The sequence below is a fragment of the Streptomyces sp. NPDC002446 genome, assembly GCF_053595675.1.
On record NZ_JBSFYC010000042.1, the window covers coordinates 52937 to 68956 of the forward strand.

The window sequence follows — 16020 nt, forward strand, 5'->3', positions numbered from 1 at the left end:
GGTACCGTCGTCCCGCCGCACCGCCAGGAGGCGGCATCGCCACGAGATGGCACGGAGAGGGCACGGAGAGGGTCCGCCATGACGTCGCCAACAGCAGGTTCAGCGTCGTCCCGCACCGTACCCGCCCGCCCGAACACCGCTTTCCGACAGCTGCGCGGCCGGCTGTCACCAGGCGAGTTCGCGGCGGCGGTCCGACGGGCCGCCCGTGAGATCGGTGAGCAGGTCTCGTGCGACGCCCGCTATGTGGGGCGCGTCGAGTCCGGGGAGATCCGGTGTCCGAACTACGCCTACGAGCGGGTGTTCCGGCACATGTTCCCCGGGCTGACGCTGCCCGACATGGGTTTCGCGCCACGCGAGGCGGTACGCGGACGGGGGGCGCGTACGGCGGCGGTCAGCGCCGCGCCCCTGGCAACCGACACCGACCACCGCGATACCCGTATCCAGATCTGCGAGGAGAGCGACGTGCTGCGTCGCGCGTTCATCACCGGCGGCCCGGCGGCAGCCCTGGGCTTCGCCGCCCTGCACCCCGTCGAAGCCGCTGCCGCCGCCACGTGTGCCCAGGTACCCGGGCCGCGCACGCCGGCCGGCGGCCGGGTCGGTGCGGCCGAAGCCACCGCCGTCGAGCAGGCCGTACGCCATATCCGGCTGCTGGACGACCGGCACGGCGCGGAGGGCATCTACCGCCGTGCCACCCAGCCGCTGCGCGCCGCCTACGAGTTGCTGGACGCAGGCGTCCAGCGCCGCTCGGTCTCCGACCGGCTGCACTCCGGGGCGGGCGAACTCGCCATCACCGTCGGCTGGCTGGCGCACGACTCGGGCCGCTTCGACGACGCCCGCTCGCACTACGCGGAGGCGCTGGCCACCGCCCGGGTCTGCGGCGACGCGGCCCTGGAGGCGCACGCCTTCTGCAACACCGCCTTCCTCGCCCGCGACGCCGGCCGGCCGCGCGAGGCGGTGCGCGCCGCGCAGGCCGCACAGCAGGCCGCCAAGCACCTCGCCTCACCGCGGCTGCTGTCGCTGCTGGCGCTGCGGGAGGCGGGCGGCTGGGCGGGGCTGGGCGACCGCTCCGGCTGCGAGCAGGCACTGGCCCGTGCGGAGCGGCTGTTCGCGGCCGGGCAGCGGGACGGCGACCCGGAGTGGATGACGTTCTACGGCGAGGCCGAGGTGGCGGGCCTGGAGGCGCAGTGCTGGTCGGCGCTGGGCGACGCGGAGCGCGCGGCGGAGTACGCGCAGCGGGCGGTGGCCCTGCAGGACCCGCACTTCACCCGCAACATCGCGCTGTTCACCGCGGAGCTGGCCGGCGACCTCGCGGACAGCGGCGCCCCCGAGGAGGCCGCCGCGGCCGGCTCACGGGTGCTGACGCTGCTGGCGCAGGTCCACTCGGCCCGTATCCGCACGATGCTCGACCGCACGGCTCGTACGCTGCGGCCGCACCGCACGAGCGCGCCGGTCGCCGCCTTCCTGGAGCGGCATGCGGAGACGGCCTCGTCGCACGGATGAGGCCCGGCCGGGGACGGATCACCAGGCGGGCGGTCGGGCGCGGCTCGCCGCGGGCGGTCAGCCCAGGTGGCCGGTGTCGTTCCAGCGCTCGATGGCCGGCTCGCCGTAGGCCCAGCCGAGCACCGACAGGGACGTCGGCTCCAGCCGGATGCGGGCGGCGAAGGAGATGTCCAGGCCCAGCCAGCGGGCGCCCAGCGCGCGCAGGATGTGGCCGTGCGCGAAGACCAGCACATCGCGGTCGGCCGAACGCGCCCAGCCGACGACCTCGTCCGCCCGCGCGGACACCTCGGCGAGGGTCTCACCCTCCGGCACCCCGTCGCGCCAGATGAGCCAGTCCGGGCGCCCGGCCTTGATCTCGGCCGGGGTCAGGCCCTCGTACGCGCCGTAGTCGAACTCCATCAGCGCGTCCCACTCCTGCGCCCGGCCGCCGAAACCGGCCAGCTCGCAGGTCTCCTTCGCGCGCACCAGGGGGCTGGTGCGGACCTCGACGCCCGGCAGGCCGTCCCAGGGGCCGTGGTGCAGCCGCTCACCGAGGAGCTTGGCGCCGCGCCGGCCCTCGTCCAGCAGCGGGATGTCCGTACGGCCGGTGTGCCTGCCGGACAGGGACCACTCCGTCTGCCCGTGTCTGGCCAGGAATATGCGCGCTGCCATCGTCGTACCTCTCGCCGATCGCTCGGCCGGTCGTTGCTCGGTGCGGGCGACGTTGACCGCGGGGTTCCCATTCTCGCGCACGGGGTGATTTGTCCGCGGGCGGGGCGGCCGCCGGGGGCTCCCCGGGGTCCGGATCGCGGGCGGCGGCCCCGGCTGTCGGTGCCGGATGCGAGACTTCGGCGCGTGAACGTTTTCCGCGACAGCCGAACCCCTTCGGCCGCTCCCGCGGAGGGCCGGGCGGCGGCGCCCGCGGGCCCGCGGCCCGGGGCGCCCCCGCCCGGCCCGGGGCGGCTCACCGAGCTGCGCGGACCCGGCGTCCGCCCCCGCGCGCTGGACGCCCGCGCGCTCGCCGCGCTGGCCGCCAACCCGGGCTGCCGGCGCCGCGCGCTGCTGGACGGCGCGGGCGTCGACAAGGGCGCGCTGGCCCGGGCACTGGGCTCGCCCGCGGCCTACGGCCAGTCCCAGTTCGCGCTCGTACGGGGCAATGCGTTCGAGGCCCGGGTGAAGGCCGACGGCGGCACGGAGCTGCTGCGGCTCCTGCAGGAGCACCTCGCACCCGGCACCCCGCCGCCCGGTCCCGAGGAGATCGCCGTCCCCGACCTGTCCGCGGCCGGGCCCGAGGGCCGGGCGGCCCGTACGGCGCTGGCGCTGCGCGAGGCGAGTGCGGCCGGCGGCTGGGCGCTGCTGGACCATCCGCTGCTGGCCGTCGAGGTGGCCGGTGCGCCGGCCTATGTGGAGCCGGACGCGGTGGTGGTGCATCCGGACGGCGGCTGGACGGTCGTCGAGATCAAGTCCTTCCCCATGATCGACGGTTCGGCGGACGCCGCCAAGGTGGGCGCGGCCGCGCGCCAGGCGGCCGTGTATGTGCTGGCCCTGGAGCGGATCGCCGGGCAGGCCGGCGCGTACACCGGCCGCGAGGTGCGGGTGCGCGACCGGGTGCTGCTGGTGTGCCCGAAGGACTTCTCCAACCTCCCCGCGGCCGCCGCCGTCGACGTCCGCAAGCAGCTGGCCACGACCCGGCGGCAGCTGGCCCGCCTCACCCGGGTCGAGGAGATCGCCGCCGCCCTCCCGGCGGGCACGACGTTCGATCTGCGGCTGGCGGACGACGGGAAGACCGCGACCCGCCCGCCCGAGGAGCTGGCCGAGGCCGTCGAGGCGGTCGGCGCGGCCTACGCCCCCGAGTGCCTGGCCGCCTGCGAGCTGGCCTTCCACTGCCGCAAGCGGGCGCGCCAGGAGGGCGCGGTGGAGGCGCTCGGGCGCGGTGTACGGGGCGAGTTGGGCGGGCTGCGCACCATCGGGGAGGTGCTGGCGGCGGCCGGTGTCGCCGAGGTCCCCGGCCGGCCGGACGCCCCGGAGGTCCCGGACGCCTCGCATGCCCCCCACGACCCGGACGACCCGGCCGTCCTCGCCCTGCGCCGGGCGGCCGCGCTGCGTGCCGAGGCGCTGGCCGGCGCGGCCGTCCCGGCCCCCCGTGCACAGGAGCCGTCATGTCGATGATCGAGACGCTGGCCCGGATGGAGGCGGTGGCGGCGGGCCGCGCCCAGCCGCGCTGCACGGTCCGCCACCGCCATCTGTCCGAACATCCGCTGGTCCTCGTCCCGTTGACGACCGCGGGCGAGGCCGGCGCCCCGCTGGGCGCGCTGGCCGGCACGGACCGCGACAAGCCCGCGCTGCTGGTCGTCCCGCAGCCGCGCGACCGCGATCTGCGCTTCGCGTTCCTGGCCGAGCTGGCCGAGACGGTGCTGCCGTATGTGGACGGCTTCGCGGACGCCGTCGAGTGGGAGGAGCGCAAGGAGACCGACCCGGAGACCGGCAAGAAGGTCCCGGTGCAGGTCGAACTGTGCGCGGACGCACCGCAGTTGATCGTGCCGAGCGCCGCCGGCATCGAGTACGTACGGCTGCTGGGCCGCTCGATGCGGTTCCGGCGGACGGCCGAGCAGGAGCCGGAGACGCCGTATCCGGCGCCGCCGCACGTCCCGCTGCTGGGCCGCTGGCTGACGCACCTCGGCGAGCGGGCCAGGGTCCCCGGGTCGGGCCTCCTGCTGTCCATGACGGGCCTGCTGACCCGGCATTGGGCCAGCGGCCAGAGCGTGCTGGAGGACCAGCATCTGGGCGCGCTGCTGGCCTGGATCGATCCGCCGGGCGGAGGGTCCGGCCAGGAGGCGGCCGAGCGCGCGGAGTCGGCGCGGGACGCGGACGGGCAGCTGCTGTGCCCGCCGGCCGGCCCGGCCACGGACCCGGCGTTCGACAACCGGCTGCTCGCCCCCGCGATGGCCCGCTACGACGCCGGGCTGCCGGGCGCCGAGGACGAGCTCCGGGCCCTGGTGGAGAGCCAGTTGCGTCCGACCTGGGATGCCGTGTGGCACGGCATCGACCTGCTGCGCACGCTCCCGGTGGGCGCCCGGGTCGCCGACCGCTGGAAGCGCGACCGCTGGTCGTACACGGCGCACCGCGACCGGGTGCGCGCCGGGGAGCCGCCGCAGCCCAAGCGGGACGACGCGGTCACCGCCGCGCAGAAGCTGTCCGCGCGGGAGACCGCGCAGGCGCAGCTGGACGCCCAGGAGGCCCTGGACGACCCGTTGGTGATGGCGGACCGCCGGCTGGCCGGCGAGGCCTTCCTGGGCGCGGTCACCGCCGTGGAGATGGCGCTGTCCGAGGGCCGGCGCCCGATGCCGCGCCCGCTGGTCACCCTGCGGACGTCCGACCGTCCGCAGGTGTCCGCGGGCGTCAGGATCCATCGCGCCCTGGCGGACGGGAAGACCCAGCCCGCCGAGGTCGTGGCGGCCGGTGAGCCGGGCACGCTGGTGGTGCGGCTGACGGGCGGAATGGGGCGCGGCAGGACCCCGGAGCCCGGTTCGGTGCCGGAGCCGGGCGACGCGGTGTGCTGGACGCTGTTCGAGCACGCCCCGCGCGGCGGCCCGGAGCTGCCGGCCCCCGAGGACACGCCCTGGACGCACGGCGGCCCGCCGCCCGGAGCCGGGGACGCGCCGGCCGTGACCCCCGACCCCGTGACCACGGAGGATTTCCTGTGACGCGCGCCCGCCAACTGACCGGACCAGGGATCACCGCCGTATGACGGCCGCTCCGGACCCGTACGCCAGCGCCGCCCGGTCCGCCTTCGACCCCGGCGCCGCGGCCGCCGCCGCCACCGACGCGATCTTGCGCGACACCCTGCACGGCACCCGTCGCGGCGTGGTCGTCGACTCCCCGCCCGGCGCCGGAAAGTCCACCCTGGTGGTCCGCGCGGCCCGCGAACTGGCCGCCGCCGGGCGCCCGTTGATGGTCGTGGCGCAGACCAACGCCCAGGTCGACGACCTCGTCCTGCGGCTGGCCGCCAAGGACCCCGAGCTGCCGGTCGGCCGGCTGCACAGCAGCGAGCCCGGCGCGTTCGACCCGGCGCTGGCCGAGCTGCCGGCGGTCCGTACGTCCGCGAAGGCCGCCGATCTGGCCGGGATGGACATCGTCGTCTCGACGGCCGCGAAGTGGGCGTACACCAAGGTCGAGGAGCCCTGGCGGCACGCCATCGTGGACGAGGCCTACCAGATGCGGTCGGACGCGCTGCTGAGCGTGGCCGGGCTCTTCGAGCGGGCGCTGTTCGTCGGCGACCCCGGGCAGCTGGACCCGTTCAGCGTGGTCGGCGCCGAGCAGTGGGCGGGCCTCGCCTACGACCCCTCGTCGAGCGCGGTCGCCACCCTCCTGGCCCACAACCCCGGTCTGCCCCAGCACCGTCTGCCCGTCTCCTGGCGGCTGCCCGCCTCGGCCGCGCCGCTGGTCTCGGACGCGTTCTACCCCTTCACCCCGTTCCGCAGCGGCACCGGCCACGGCGACCGCCGGCTGGCGTTCGGCGTGCCCGGCGACGGCTCGGGCGTGGACCGCGTCCTGGACGAGGCCGCCGGCTCCGGCTGGGGCCTGCTGGAGCTCCCGGCCCGCCATACGCCGCGTACGGACCCGGAGGCGGTGCGCGCGGTGGCGCTGGTGGTGCGGCGGCTGCTGGACCGCGGCGGCGCGGCGACCAGCGAGCTCTCCGCCGATCCGGTGCCGCTGACGGCGGACCGGATCGCGGTCGGCACGGCCCATCGCGACCAGGCCGCGGCGGTCCGCGCCGCGCTGGCCGACCTGGGCGTCGCCGAGGTGACGGTGGACACCGCCAACCGCCTCCAGGGCCGCGAATTCGATGTCACGGTCGTCCTGCACCCGCTCTCCGGCCGGCCCGACGCCACCGCCTTCCATCTGGAGACCGGCCGGCTGTGCGTGCTCGCCTCCCGGCACCGCCACGCCTGCATCGTGGTCTGCCGCGCCGGCGTCGCCGACCTCCTGGACGAGCACCCCTCGACCGAGCCGGTCAGCCTGGGCGTCACGGTCAGGTTCCCGGACGGCTGGGAGGCCCATCACTCCGTACTGGCGCATCTGAACGAACATCGCGTCGTCTGGCGCCCGTAGCGCCCGCGGCGCCCGTCCAAGGGGCCCGGGGTTTCCGGCCCCCTTGCGCGGGGCGGGACAATGGAATGCGGCACACGATCTGGAGGTAGGTACATGTCCGAGCCGCGACCGGCTCCCGACCCACGCGGTACGGCGCCGGGACCACGGCGCATGAGGCCCGCGCAGTTGCTCTTCGAGCCCCCCGAGGCCGTCGCCGACCCCGAGCACTTCTTCGACCTGGAGTCGATGGAGGACCCGCGCGAGCTGCTCGGCCGCGCCACGGAGCTGGCGCTGGCCTTCCGCGCCGCGGCCGACCGGGCCACGGAGTTCCAGGCGCTGGCCGCGGCCCAGCTGGCCGACCCCAGCAGGTTCGACCGGATGCCGCTGGCCGTGCTGGCCGAGCAGGCGGAGTGGACCGAGGACTATGCGCGCAAGATGGTCGAGTTCGGCCGCAGCCTGATGCGGAGCGGCAGCACCCTGCCGGGCGACATGGACTGAGCGCACCGGTCGCGCCGCGCGACGATCCCTCCCCCGTCCCGCAACGGCACGGGAGCCCCTCTCCCCTCTTCTCCCCCTCCTGACGGCTCATGGTCCATGACCATGAGCCGCTGGCATATGCGAGCGCGCAAGATACCCGGTCACGCACCGTCCTGTCCTGGTTTCCGCCAATCAGCCAAGTCGCTATGCGTCGCATCGGTAGACCTGACCGCATGAGTGACTGGCTGCCCGAGACTCCCCGCGCCCTGGACTTCCCCACCACCGCGTACGTCACCCTCGCGGGCGCCGACTGGCTCGCCTCCGCCAGCCCTCATCCGGACGAGATGCACGCGCTGTGGGGCCGGCAGCCGGCCGCGCCCAGCGTGCTGCCGTGCGGCACCGCCTTCGACGTGATCAACGCTCCGGCGCTCTTCGGGCGGCGCATGGTGGACCGCTTATGGTCCGACGGCCCCGGCTCGGGTCCGGTGGCCGCGCACCGCGGCCGGATCCTGCTGTTCGCCGCGCCGGGCACCGCCCAGCGGCTGCCCGCGCTGCTCGTCTGGGAGGAGTGGGCCGCCGCCGTCCCGCCGCTGCTGTGCCACGGCAGCGGCGACGCGGTGACCATTCCCCCGCTGCATCCCCGCCCCGGCCCGGCCGGTGATCGTCCGGTCGACCCCGCGAGCCCCGCCGCCTCCCGCTGGCTGGTCGCCCCCGACGTCTGCGACCCCTGGCTGCCCGGGCCCGACGTGCTGCTGTGGGCCTGTGTCCGCGCGGCCCGCTCGGCGGCCGGGACGGGGCGGGAAGCCGCAGCTCAGGGCCCTGTTTCGGCGCTGATGCCGGGCTGAGAGAAACCGATTTTTGCCCTCCCCGGACAGGATGCTAATGTTTTCCCCGTCAGCAGGCGCCGCTAGCTCAGTTGGTTAGAGCAGCTGACTCTTAATCAGCGGGTCCGGGGTTCGAGTCCCTGGCGGCGCACAGACAGTCGAAGGCCCTCACTCCGGTGAGGGCCTTCGTCGTTGTTCCGCGCACACCACCGACACCGGGGCCTCAGCCGCGCCGCCCGACCTTCACCGCCCAGTCCCCGTCGCTCGACCGGCCCGCGACCTGGACGCGTACGCCGTCCTCGACGTCGTCCAGGCTCTCCCCCACGCCCAGCGGCGCGTCCGCGAGCGGCGGGTAGACGGAGGTGCCCCAGCAGGCCGAGGTGCCGGGGTGCCCGTCGAGGACGTGCACGGGGCCCGATCCGGAGGGGGTCTCGCTGCGTACGCGGTAGACCAGGACGCCCTCGGTGCACACGCCGTGGTCGTTGCCCACGGCTCCGCGCGCCTCGATGACCAGCGCGCTGTCCGGCCCCGTACGGACCACCAGGAGCCGCGGCCGGCGCTGGCTGCGGGGCTCCCTGGGGGCGGACAGGGTCCGCAGCGAGTGCATGGTCGGCCCGGTCAGATCGGCGCAGTCAACCTGGTTGTCGGCGATCCAGCCGAGCTTCCACTTGTGCCAGGCGAAGGGGTCGGGCGCCAGCCCGAACTGGCTGCCCATGAGGTCCCAGTCACCCACATAGGTGTCCCAGTCACCCTTGCCGTCCTGCGGTCGGTGGTAAAGGTCCGGCAGATCGAAGACGTGCCCGGTCTCGTGGGCGAGGACATTGCGGTCCGGCGGGCTCTGCTCGAAGACGGTGACGAAGCGGTGCAGGTCACGGTCGTCGGCGTGCATCGGCTGTTCGAGATTGACGACTTTGGTGGCGTCCGAATCGACGCCGGGTGCGTCCGGATCGGCGACGAAATAGACCACCTCGTAGCGGCCGAAGTCCACCGAAGGGTCCGCGGCGGCGACCGCGTCGCGCAGGTAGGCCGCGCGCCGGGCGGCGTCCCAGTCGCGCTGTATCCCGTACGCGACCGACGGGCGCGGCATCTTCACCCAGGCGTGGTGCACATGCGGGCGCAGCCGGAACTTCCCGTAGGAGGCCCGGGCGAAGAAGGCGGAGGTGGCGGGGAAGTAGTCGCGGGACAGCTTGCGCGGGGCGGCGGACGGCCGGGAGTCCGGGAAGGAGAGGTAGATCATGACGGCGTCGAGCGGGCGGTCCGGGCGCGTGTAGGAGCCGTTCCAGCTGTCAACACCCTCGGAATGGTGCGCGTCGGTGCGCCCGAGCGCGCAGGAGAGGGCGGCCTCGGAAGCGGTGGCGGGTCCGGCGACGATGGAGGTGGCGATCAGCGCGCTCAGAGACGTGATGACGGCCCCGACACGCCGCAGGCGGCGGTCCCCCCCGTCGGGCGTCAGGGCGCGCGGCACATATACCTCCAGGGACGGATTCGCGGACCTCATCTACCCTGCGGCGATTTAATGCTATTCGTCCTGTTTCGGAGGCCCAGAAGAGTGACCGGCGCGTCTCCACTGGTCCGTAACGGAAAGTCACAAACGACCAAGGGGGCAATCGGTGCGAACAGAGCCGGGCAGAAATGGCTGAAGTTCCGTCATGGGCACCGAGCATCACGGCTGCGTCGCTGGATAGGCCGTTGCGCCAGCCTCTATGATCGCCACACTTTCCAGCGCGAGAAGCACCCTCCACCACGAGACAAGCGCCATGCGGGAGCGAGCAGTGAGCGGACACCCCGACGGAACGGGCCGCACATCCGGAGCGACGCTGCCCTCGGTGACGGAACGTAACGGAACAACCAAAGAATCCGCCGACACCCGGCACACCCCCACCAGCCGCTGCGACGACACCGCCGCCTCGCTCGGCGACTACCGCGCCGCCTTCTACGCCGGGCGGCTGGCGATGGCGGTGCTCAACCGGGACGGGCTGGTCCTCGCGGCCAACCCCGCCTTCGGCGAACTGGTCGGCACCGACCCGGACCAGCTGGTCGCCGCCACCGCCGCGGACCTCACCGACCTGGGCGCCGACCCACGGGTGTGGACCGCCTACCGCGAGGTGCTGTGCGGCCGCAGCGACCGGCTGCGATGTACCCGCCGCCTCAAACACCCCGAAGGGCACTCCGTCTGGGTGGAGGTGACCGTCGAGCCGCTCACCCCGGATCCGCTCAGCGGCGAGGAGCGGATGCTGCTGTCGGTGGCGGACATCAGCGACCGGCACGATCTGCTGGCCCGGCTGCGGCATCTGCAGATGCACGACCCGGTCACCCGGCTGCCCAACCGCGCGCTGTTCTTCGAGCGGCTCTCCGCCGCGCTGGACACGGCGTCCTTCGAGCCGACCGGCACCGGGCGGATCGGGCTGTGCTACCTCGACCTAGACGGCTTCAAGGCCGTCAACGACACCCTGGGGCACCGCGTCGGCGACCGGCTGCTGAGCGCGGTGGCGCAGCGGCTGATGCGCTGCGCGGAGAGCGCGGACGACCGCGGGACGGGCCGCGGCGGGCATCTGGTGGCCCGGCTCGGCGGCGACGAGTTCGCTCTTCTGGTGGAGGATTCCACCGGCACCGACCAGCTGGCCGAACTCGCCCAGTGCGTGCTGGACGCGCTGCAGCGCCCGTTCGACCTGGCCGGGCAGCGGCTGTCGGTGTCGGCGAGCATCGGCGTCGTGGAGCGGACCGCCACCGGCACCACCGCGACCGGCCTGATGCAGGCCGCGGACACCACGCTGTACTGGGCCAAGGAGGACGGCAAGGCCCGCTGGACGCTCTTCGACCCGGAGCGCAATGCGCACCGGATGACCCGCCAGGCGCTCTCCAGCACGCTCCGCCCGGCCGTCGACCGGGGCGAGTTCACCCTGGAGTACCAGCCGCTGGTCGGGCTGGGCGACGGCCGGGCGCAGGGCGTGGAGGCGCTGGTGCGCTGGCGGCATCCGCAGTTCGGGACGCTGGCGCCGAATCGGTTCATCGCACTGGCGGAGGAGAACGGCGCCATCGTCGAGCTGGGCCGGTGGGTCCTGGAACGGGCCTGCCACCAGGCGCGCGCCTGGCAGCTGGCGCACCCCGAGGGCCAGCCGCTGTTCGTCAGCGTCAATGTGGCCGTGCGTCAGGTGTGGGACTCCGACCTGGTCGCGGACGTGGCCGGGATCCTCGCCGAGACCGGGCTGCCGCCGGAGCTGCTGCAGCTGGAGCTGACCGAGTCGGCGGTCATGGGCTCGGCCGGCCGCCCGCTCCAGGCCCTGCAGGCCCTGAGCGACATGGGCGTACGCATCGCCATCGACGACTTCGGCACCGGCTACTCCAACCTCGCCTACCTCAGCCGCCTCCCGGTCTCCGTACTGAAGCTGGACGGCTCCTTCGTCCGCGGCTTCCGCTCCCAGGAGCACCCCAACCCGGCGGACGAGATGATCGTCGAGGCGCTGGTGGCGCTGGCGCACCGGCTGGGCCTCACGGTCACCGCCGAGTGCGTGGAGAGCGCGGAGCAGGCGGAACGCCTGCGGAGGATCGGCTGCGACACGGGGCAGGGGTGGCTGTACAGCCGGCCGGTGGCGCCGGAGCGGGTGGCTGCTTTCATTCCCACGTAGTCGTTACGGTCGTTGTCGATTCCGCCGGACCCTGACGGTGGGGGTTGCGCGCCGTGGCGGCGGGATTCTTTTCGCCGGTGGGGGCGGAACTCTGTTCCGCCCCCACCGGCAAGAACTTGCCCGCCGCCACGGCGATCAGCCCCCGCGCCGAGGGTCCGGCGGAATGGCCAACGCCCCCGGCCACCACGTCCGGCGCCTACATCCCATACGCGTCCGCGATCAGGTCGTACGAGCGCAGCCGTGCCTCCCCGCTGTGGGCGTTGGACGTGATCATCAGCTCGTCGGCGCCGGTGCGCTTGGCGAGGTCGTCGAGGCCCTGGCGGACCGCGTCGGGGGTGCCGTGCACGACGTTGCCGAGCCAGCTGTCGACGAAGCCGCGCTCCAACTCGTTGAAGCGGTAGGCCTCGGCCTCCTCCGGGCTGGGGATCAGCCCGGGGCGGCCGGTGCGCAGCCGGACCATGGACAGCGCGCCGGTCATCACCTGGCGGCGGGCCTCGCGCTCCTCCTCGGCGGCCAGCGCCGAGACCCCGATCAGGGCGTACGGCTCCGAGAGCGCCTCGGAGGGGCGGAAGGCGGCGCGGTAGAGGTCGAGCGCGGGGAGGGTGTTGGCCGCGGAGAAGTGGTGCGCGAAGGCGAACGGCAGGCCGAGGGTGCCGGCGAGGCGGGCGCTGAAGCCCGAGGAGCCCAGCAGCCACAGCGGCGGCCGGTGGGGGGACTGGACACCGCCGGGCGAGGTGGCCTGGACCGGGCCGGGGACCGCGTGGATCTTGGCGTACGGATGCCCGTCGGGGAAGGAGTCGTCCAGGAAGCGGGTCAACTCGGCGAGCTGCTGCGGGAACTCCTCCGCGCCCTCATGGAGACGCTCGGTGCGGCGGAGCGCGGCGGCGGTGGCGCCGTCCGTGCCCGGCGCGCGGCCCAGGCCCAGGTCGATCCGGCCGGGGGCCATCGCCTCCAGCGTGCCGAACTGCTCGGCGATGACCAGCGGGGCGTGGTTGGGCAGCATGACGCCGCCGGAGCCGAGCCGGATCCGCTCGGTGTGCGCGGCGAGGTGGGCGAGCAGTACGGCGGGTGAGGAGGAGGCGACGCCGGGCATGGAGTGGTGCTCGGCGACCCAGTAGCGATGGAAGCCGCGGCGTTCGGCCGTACGGGCGATGTCGACGGCGGTGCGCACCGCGCCGGAGGCGGTGTTGCCCGCGCCCACCGTCACCAGGTCGAGGACGGACAGCGGAACCGGGGCGCTCCCCCGGGCGGTGGCCCGTATGCCGTCGCCGCCGTCGCGGATCGCCCCGGGTCCGCCCCGGGTCTCGTCTTCGCCGCTCACAGTGCGGGTCCTCCTCGCTTGGTGCCGGGTGTGCGAGGAGGACAACCGGAGAGGTTCTCCACTTATTCCCGGGGCTGCCCGGGCCTTTGCCGGGCTTTCCGGTGCGGTTCCGCCCGGCCGGTTCCTCCTGGCCGGTTCCGCCCGGCCGGTTCCCTCCCGGGCCGGTCCGCCGCGGCCGGCTACCCGTGCGCCGTCCGCGAGAACAGCGTCCCCAGCGCCGGACAGGAGACCGTCCGGTCCAGCAGCCGCAGCCCCTCCCACACCGTCACCTGATTGGCGGTGAGCACCGGCTTGCCGAGCTCCGCTTCGAGGGCGGGCAGATGCGCGGCGGTGTGCAGGGCGGTGTCGGGCAGCAGTACGGCCTCGGCGTCCGGATGGTCCCCGGCGCGGGCGAGCGCGAGCACCTCCTCCCGGCCCCAGGTGCCGACCTCGGCGGCGGTGATGATGCCGCTGCCGCAGGTGGCGACGACGTCCGTACCGGCGGACTTCAAGAAGGCGTGGAAGTACTCGGCGACGTCGGCCGGGTAGGTGGCGGCGATCGCGACCCGCTGGACACCGAGCGCCTGTACGGCGTGCGCGAAGGCGAAGGACGTACTGGAGGCGGGCAGGCCGGCGGTGGCGGACAGCTCCCTGACCTGAACGCGCGCGCCCTCCCAGCCGAAGACGAAGCTGGCGCTCGTACAGGCCCAGACGACGGCCTGGGCGCCGCGCTCCTTGAGTTCCGCGACGCCGGCCGCCAGCCGGGCGGCGGAGCCCATCTCCAGCAGCGCGTCGACCCGGTGGGCGTCCTCGCCGATGTCGGTGTGCACGAGCGGCAGGCGGACCGCGCCGCCCAGGATCGTCTCCAGGCGCGGGTAGTCGTCCTCGGCGGAGTGGCCGGGGTAGAGGAAGCCGACCGATGCCATGCGGTTCTCCCTTGCGTGTACGGCTGCGGGTGCCGGGGGGGGTTCAGGGGTGCGGTGGTGTTCTCGGGTGGTGCGGGGCCCTCGGGGAGGAGCGCTGCCGGCGGTGCGGTCGGCGACGCCGGCAGCGTCCGGTGCGGGGGCCCGTTCCGGACCGGCCTCAGACCGGGGGCAGGGGGCCGGGATCCTCGGGTGGGCAGTACGGCGGATCGACGCCTTCCACCACCTCTGTCTCGGGGGGCGCGGGCGGTCCGGCGAAGGCGGCCTCGGGGGTCGCCCGTGGTGCCCCCTCTCCCGGTACGGCCGGCTCGGACCCGGTCATCGCGGCCGGGCCGCGGCGCGCCACCGGATCGAGCAGCGCCTGGTACGGACCCACCGCCGGCACGCCGATGGCGCGCAGCGCGGCCCACATGGTCACCTGATTGGCGGACAGCACCGGCATCCGCAGCTCGGCCTCCAGCTGCGGGATGACGTCGTAGGTGGGCAGGTTCGTACAGCTGATGAAGAGGGCGTCGGCGGCGCCGACCACGGCCGCGCGGGCCATGTCGACGACGTCGCGGTAGGGCACCTTCCAGATGTGCCGGGTCAGTCCGAGGTAGGCGCGGCCGGTGACCGTGATGCCCGCCTCGCCGAGATAGTCCTCCAGGGAGTCGGTGACCGATTTGGTGTAGGGCGTGACCACGGCGATGCGTCGCGCGTCGATCTCGCGCAGCGCTTCGATGAGTGCGCCCGAGGTGGTGAGGGAGGGAACCTCCCCCGCCTGGGCCATGGCGGCGCACATGGCCCGCTCGCCCGCCACACCGCCGACGAAGCTGCCGGAGGTGCAGGCATAGCAGATGACCTGCGGTGATACCGCGCACAGCGCCTGGACGGCGGCGTCCAGTGTTTCGTGCTCGCTGACCAGGCGGGCCAGGTCGAGGCTGACCTCGACGGGCACGAACGGTGTTCGGGTGAGGTGGAGGGACACATCGTCGGGCACCCAGCGCCACAGCTCGCGGTCGAGCGCGAAGTCAAAAGGGGCGACAACGCCCACACCGAGCTGAGGCTGGGGGCCACCCAGAAAGGAGACGTCCATTGAAGGCCCCTAGAAAACGAAGGGCTGATGGCCAGGCCAGTGGCCGGGGATGAGGTGCAGCCGGAGCAAGCCGGGACGTCGGGACAGATGCCGTTGTTGACACGGTAGATACGACTTCTTAGCGTGGTCAATCCTCGCATCTCAGGCATCTGTCGGCGCCCCGTTTCAGTGAAAGGGGCTCACGTTTCAGAACGGTTTCTGGCCTATGTCCGAAAGCACCGGAAGCACCGTCCTCGTACTGGGTTCCGACCCGCCGCCCAAGCTCGACCGGCTGGCTGGCCGGGCCCGGGTGATCTTCACCGACGAGTCCTCGCTGGCCGACCGACTCCCCACCGCCGACGTGCTGTTGGCCTGGGACTTCACCTCCGACGCGATCCGCCGGGCCTGGCCGGAGGCGGGCCCCCGACCACGGTGGGTGCACACCGCGAGCGCGGGCGTGGACCAGCTGCTGTGCCCGGCGCTGATCGCCGACGACACCGTCGTCACCAACGCCCGGGGGGTCTTCGAGCAGCCGATCGCCGAGTACGTCGCCGGCCTGGTGATCGCCATGGCCAAGGACTTCTACGGCAGTTGGGAGCTCCAGCGGCAGCGGCGCTGGCAGCACCGCGAGACGCTGCGGCTGGCCGGCACCCGCGCGGTCGTGGTGGGCTCCGGGCCGATCGGCCGGGCCATCGGCACCACCCTCCTGGCACTGGGTGTCAAGGTCGATCTGGTCGGGCGGCGGGAGCGGACCGGCGATCCGCAATTCGGCCTCGTACACGCGAGTGACGCGCTGAACGGCCTGCTGCCCCACGCGGATTGGGTGGTCTGCGCCGCGCCCCTGACGGACGCCACCCGCGGCCTGTTCGACAAGGCGGCGTTCTCCCGGATGCCGCCGCGGGCGCGGTTCCTCAACGTCGGACGCGGCCCGCTGGTCGTCGAGGACGACCTGGTCGCGGCGCTGCGCGACCGGCGGATCGCGGCGGCGGCGCTGGACGTCTTCGAGCACGAGCCGCTGGCGGCGGACAGCTCGCTGTGGGATGTACCGCATCTGATCGTCTCGCCCCACATGAGCGGCGACACGCTGGGCTGGCGGGACGCGCTGGCCGAGCAGTTCCAGGACAACTTCGACCGGTGGTCGGCCGGCGAGCCGCTGCAGCCGCAGCGGATAGGGCGTGCCCTCCAGCGAGACGTCCAGCGTGCCGCCGGAGCCGGCGGCGGCGGAGAGCCGGATGGTGCGGACGCC

The 16020-nt window shown here is 74.1% G+C and carries 13 protein-coding genes and 1 tRNA gene; 9 read left to right on the top strand and 5 right to left on the bottom strand.

The window, feature by feature from the left end:
- The first annotated feature begins 78 nt into the window (after window positions 1-78).
- Complete coding sequence (locus ACWD6P_RS23180) at window positions 79-1500, top strand: tetratricopeptide repeat protein (RefSeq protein ID WP_451446056.1); 1422 nt, start codon at window positions 79-81, stop codon at window positions 1498-1500.
- 57 nt (window positions 1501-1557) lie between these two features.
- On the opposite strand, the gene ACWD6P_RS23185 is transcribed toward ACWD6P_RS23180, so the two are convergent.
- Window positions 1558-2151 (bottom strand): histidine phosphatase family protein, encoded by a 594-nt coding sequence (locus tag ACWD6P_RS23185; protein WP_451446057.1) that lies wholly within the window; start codon window positions 2149-2151, stop codon window positions 1558-1560.
- Between the two features lie 183 nt (window positions 2152-2334).
- On the opposite strand from ACWD6P_RS23185, the gene ACWD6P_RS23190 reads away from it, so the two are divergent.
- The 6 genes from ACWD6P_RS23190 (at window position 2335) to ACWD6P_RS23215 (ending at window position 8022) form a co-directional block, all read left to right on the top strand.
- Window positions 2335-3648 carry a hypothetical protein gene (locus tag ACWD6P_RS23190; RefSeq protein ID WP_451446058.1) on the top strand — a complete coding sequence of 438 codons (1314 nt, stop codon included), beginning with the start codon at window positions 2335-2337 and terminating at the stop codon, window positions 3646-3648.
- On the top strand, window positions 3639-5183 hold the full coding sequence (locus ACWD6P_RS23195; protein ID WP_451446059.1) for a hypothetical protein: 1545 nt from the start codon (window positions 3639-3641) through the stop codon (window positions 5181-5183). The genes ACWD6P_RS23190 and ACWD6P_RS23195 overlap by 10 nt, the downstream gene beginning before the upstream one ends.
- 40 nt (window positions 5184-5223) lie before the next feature.
- Entirely contained in the window at window positions 5224-6591 is a 1368-nt protein-coding gene (locus ACWD6P_RS23200; RefSeq protein ID WP_451446060.1) for an AAA domain-containing protein, read from the top strand.
- A 150-nt stretch (window positions 6592-6741) separates the two neighbouring features.
- A complete protein-coding gene (locus tag ACWD6P_RS23205) occupies window positions 6742-7068 on the top strand; it encodes a hypothetical protein (protein WP_451446061.1) in 327 nt (108 codons plus the stop codon).
- 212 nt (window positions 7069-7280) lie between these two features.
- Complete coding sequence (locus ACWD6P_RS23210) at window positions 7281-7892, top strand: bifunctional DNA primase/polymerase (RefSeq protein WP_451446062.1); 612 nt, start codon at window positions 7281-7283, stop codon at window positions 7890-7892.
- Between the two features lie 56 nt (window positions 7893-7948).
- Window positions 7949-8022, top strand: a tRNA-Lys gene (locus ACWD6P_RS23215).
- 72 nt (window positions 8023-8094) lie between these two features.
- Here the strand turns inward: ACWD6P_RS23215 and ACWD6P_RS23220 are convergent.
- Window positions 8095-9369, bottom strand: a complete 1275-nt coding sequence (locus ACWD6P_RS23220; RefSeq protein ID WP_451446063.1) for a M6 family metalloprotease domain-containing protein — start codon at window positions 9367-9369, stop codon at window positions 8095-8097.
- A gap of 328 nt (window positions 9370-9697) precedes the next feature.
- Between ACWD6P_RS23220 and ACWD6P_RS23225 the strand changes: the two genes are divergently transcribed.
- Window positions 9698-11497, top strand: a complete 1800-nt coding sequence (locus tag ACWD6P_RS23225; RefSeq protein WP_451446064.1) for a putative bifunctional diguanylate cyclase/phosphodiesterase — start codon at window positions 9698-9700, stop codon at window positions 11495-11497.
- 196 nt (window positions 11498-11693) lie between these two features.
- Here ACWD6P_RS23225 and ACWD6P_RS23230 read toward each other — a convergent pair whose 3' ends face one another.
- The 3 genes from ACWD6P_RS23230 to ACWD6P_RS23240 all read right to left on the bottom strand — a co-directional run bounded on the left by ACWD6P_RS23230 (window position 11694) and on the right by ACWD6P_RS23240 (window position 14795).
- Window positions 11694-12818 carry an LLM class flavin-dependent oxidoreductase gene (locus tag ACWD6P_RS23230; RefSeq protein ID WP_451446065.1) on the bottom strand — a complete coding sequence of 375 codons (1125 nt, stop codon included), beginning with the start codon at window positions 12816-12818 and terminating at the stop codon, window positions 11694-11696.
- A gap of 179 nt (window positions 12819-12997) precedes the next feature.
- Window positions 12998-13723 carry a maleate cis-trans isomerase family protein gene (locus tag ACWD6P_RS23235; RefSeq protein ID WP_451446066.1) on the bottom strand — a complete coding sequence of 242 codons (726 nt, stop codon included), beginning with the start codon at window positions 13721-13723 and terminating at the stop codon, window positions 12998-13000.
- 157 nt (window positions 13724-13880) lie between these two features.
- Window positions 13881-14795 carry a maleate cis-trans isomerase family protein gene (locus ACWD6P_RS23240; protein ID WP_451446067.1) on the bottom strand — a complete coding sequence of 305 codons (915 nt, stop codon included), beginning with the start codon at window positions 14793-14795 and terminating at the stop codon, window positions 13881-13883.
- 205 nt (window positions 14796-15000) lie between these two features.
- Between ACWD6P_RS23240 and ACWD6P_RS23245 the strand changes: the two genes are divergently transcribed.
- A partial coding sequence (locus tag ACWD6P_RS23245; RefSeq protein WP_451446068.1) for a D-2-hydroxyacid dehydrogenase occupies window positions 15001-16020 on the top strand: 1020 nt, incomplete at its 3' end.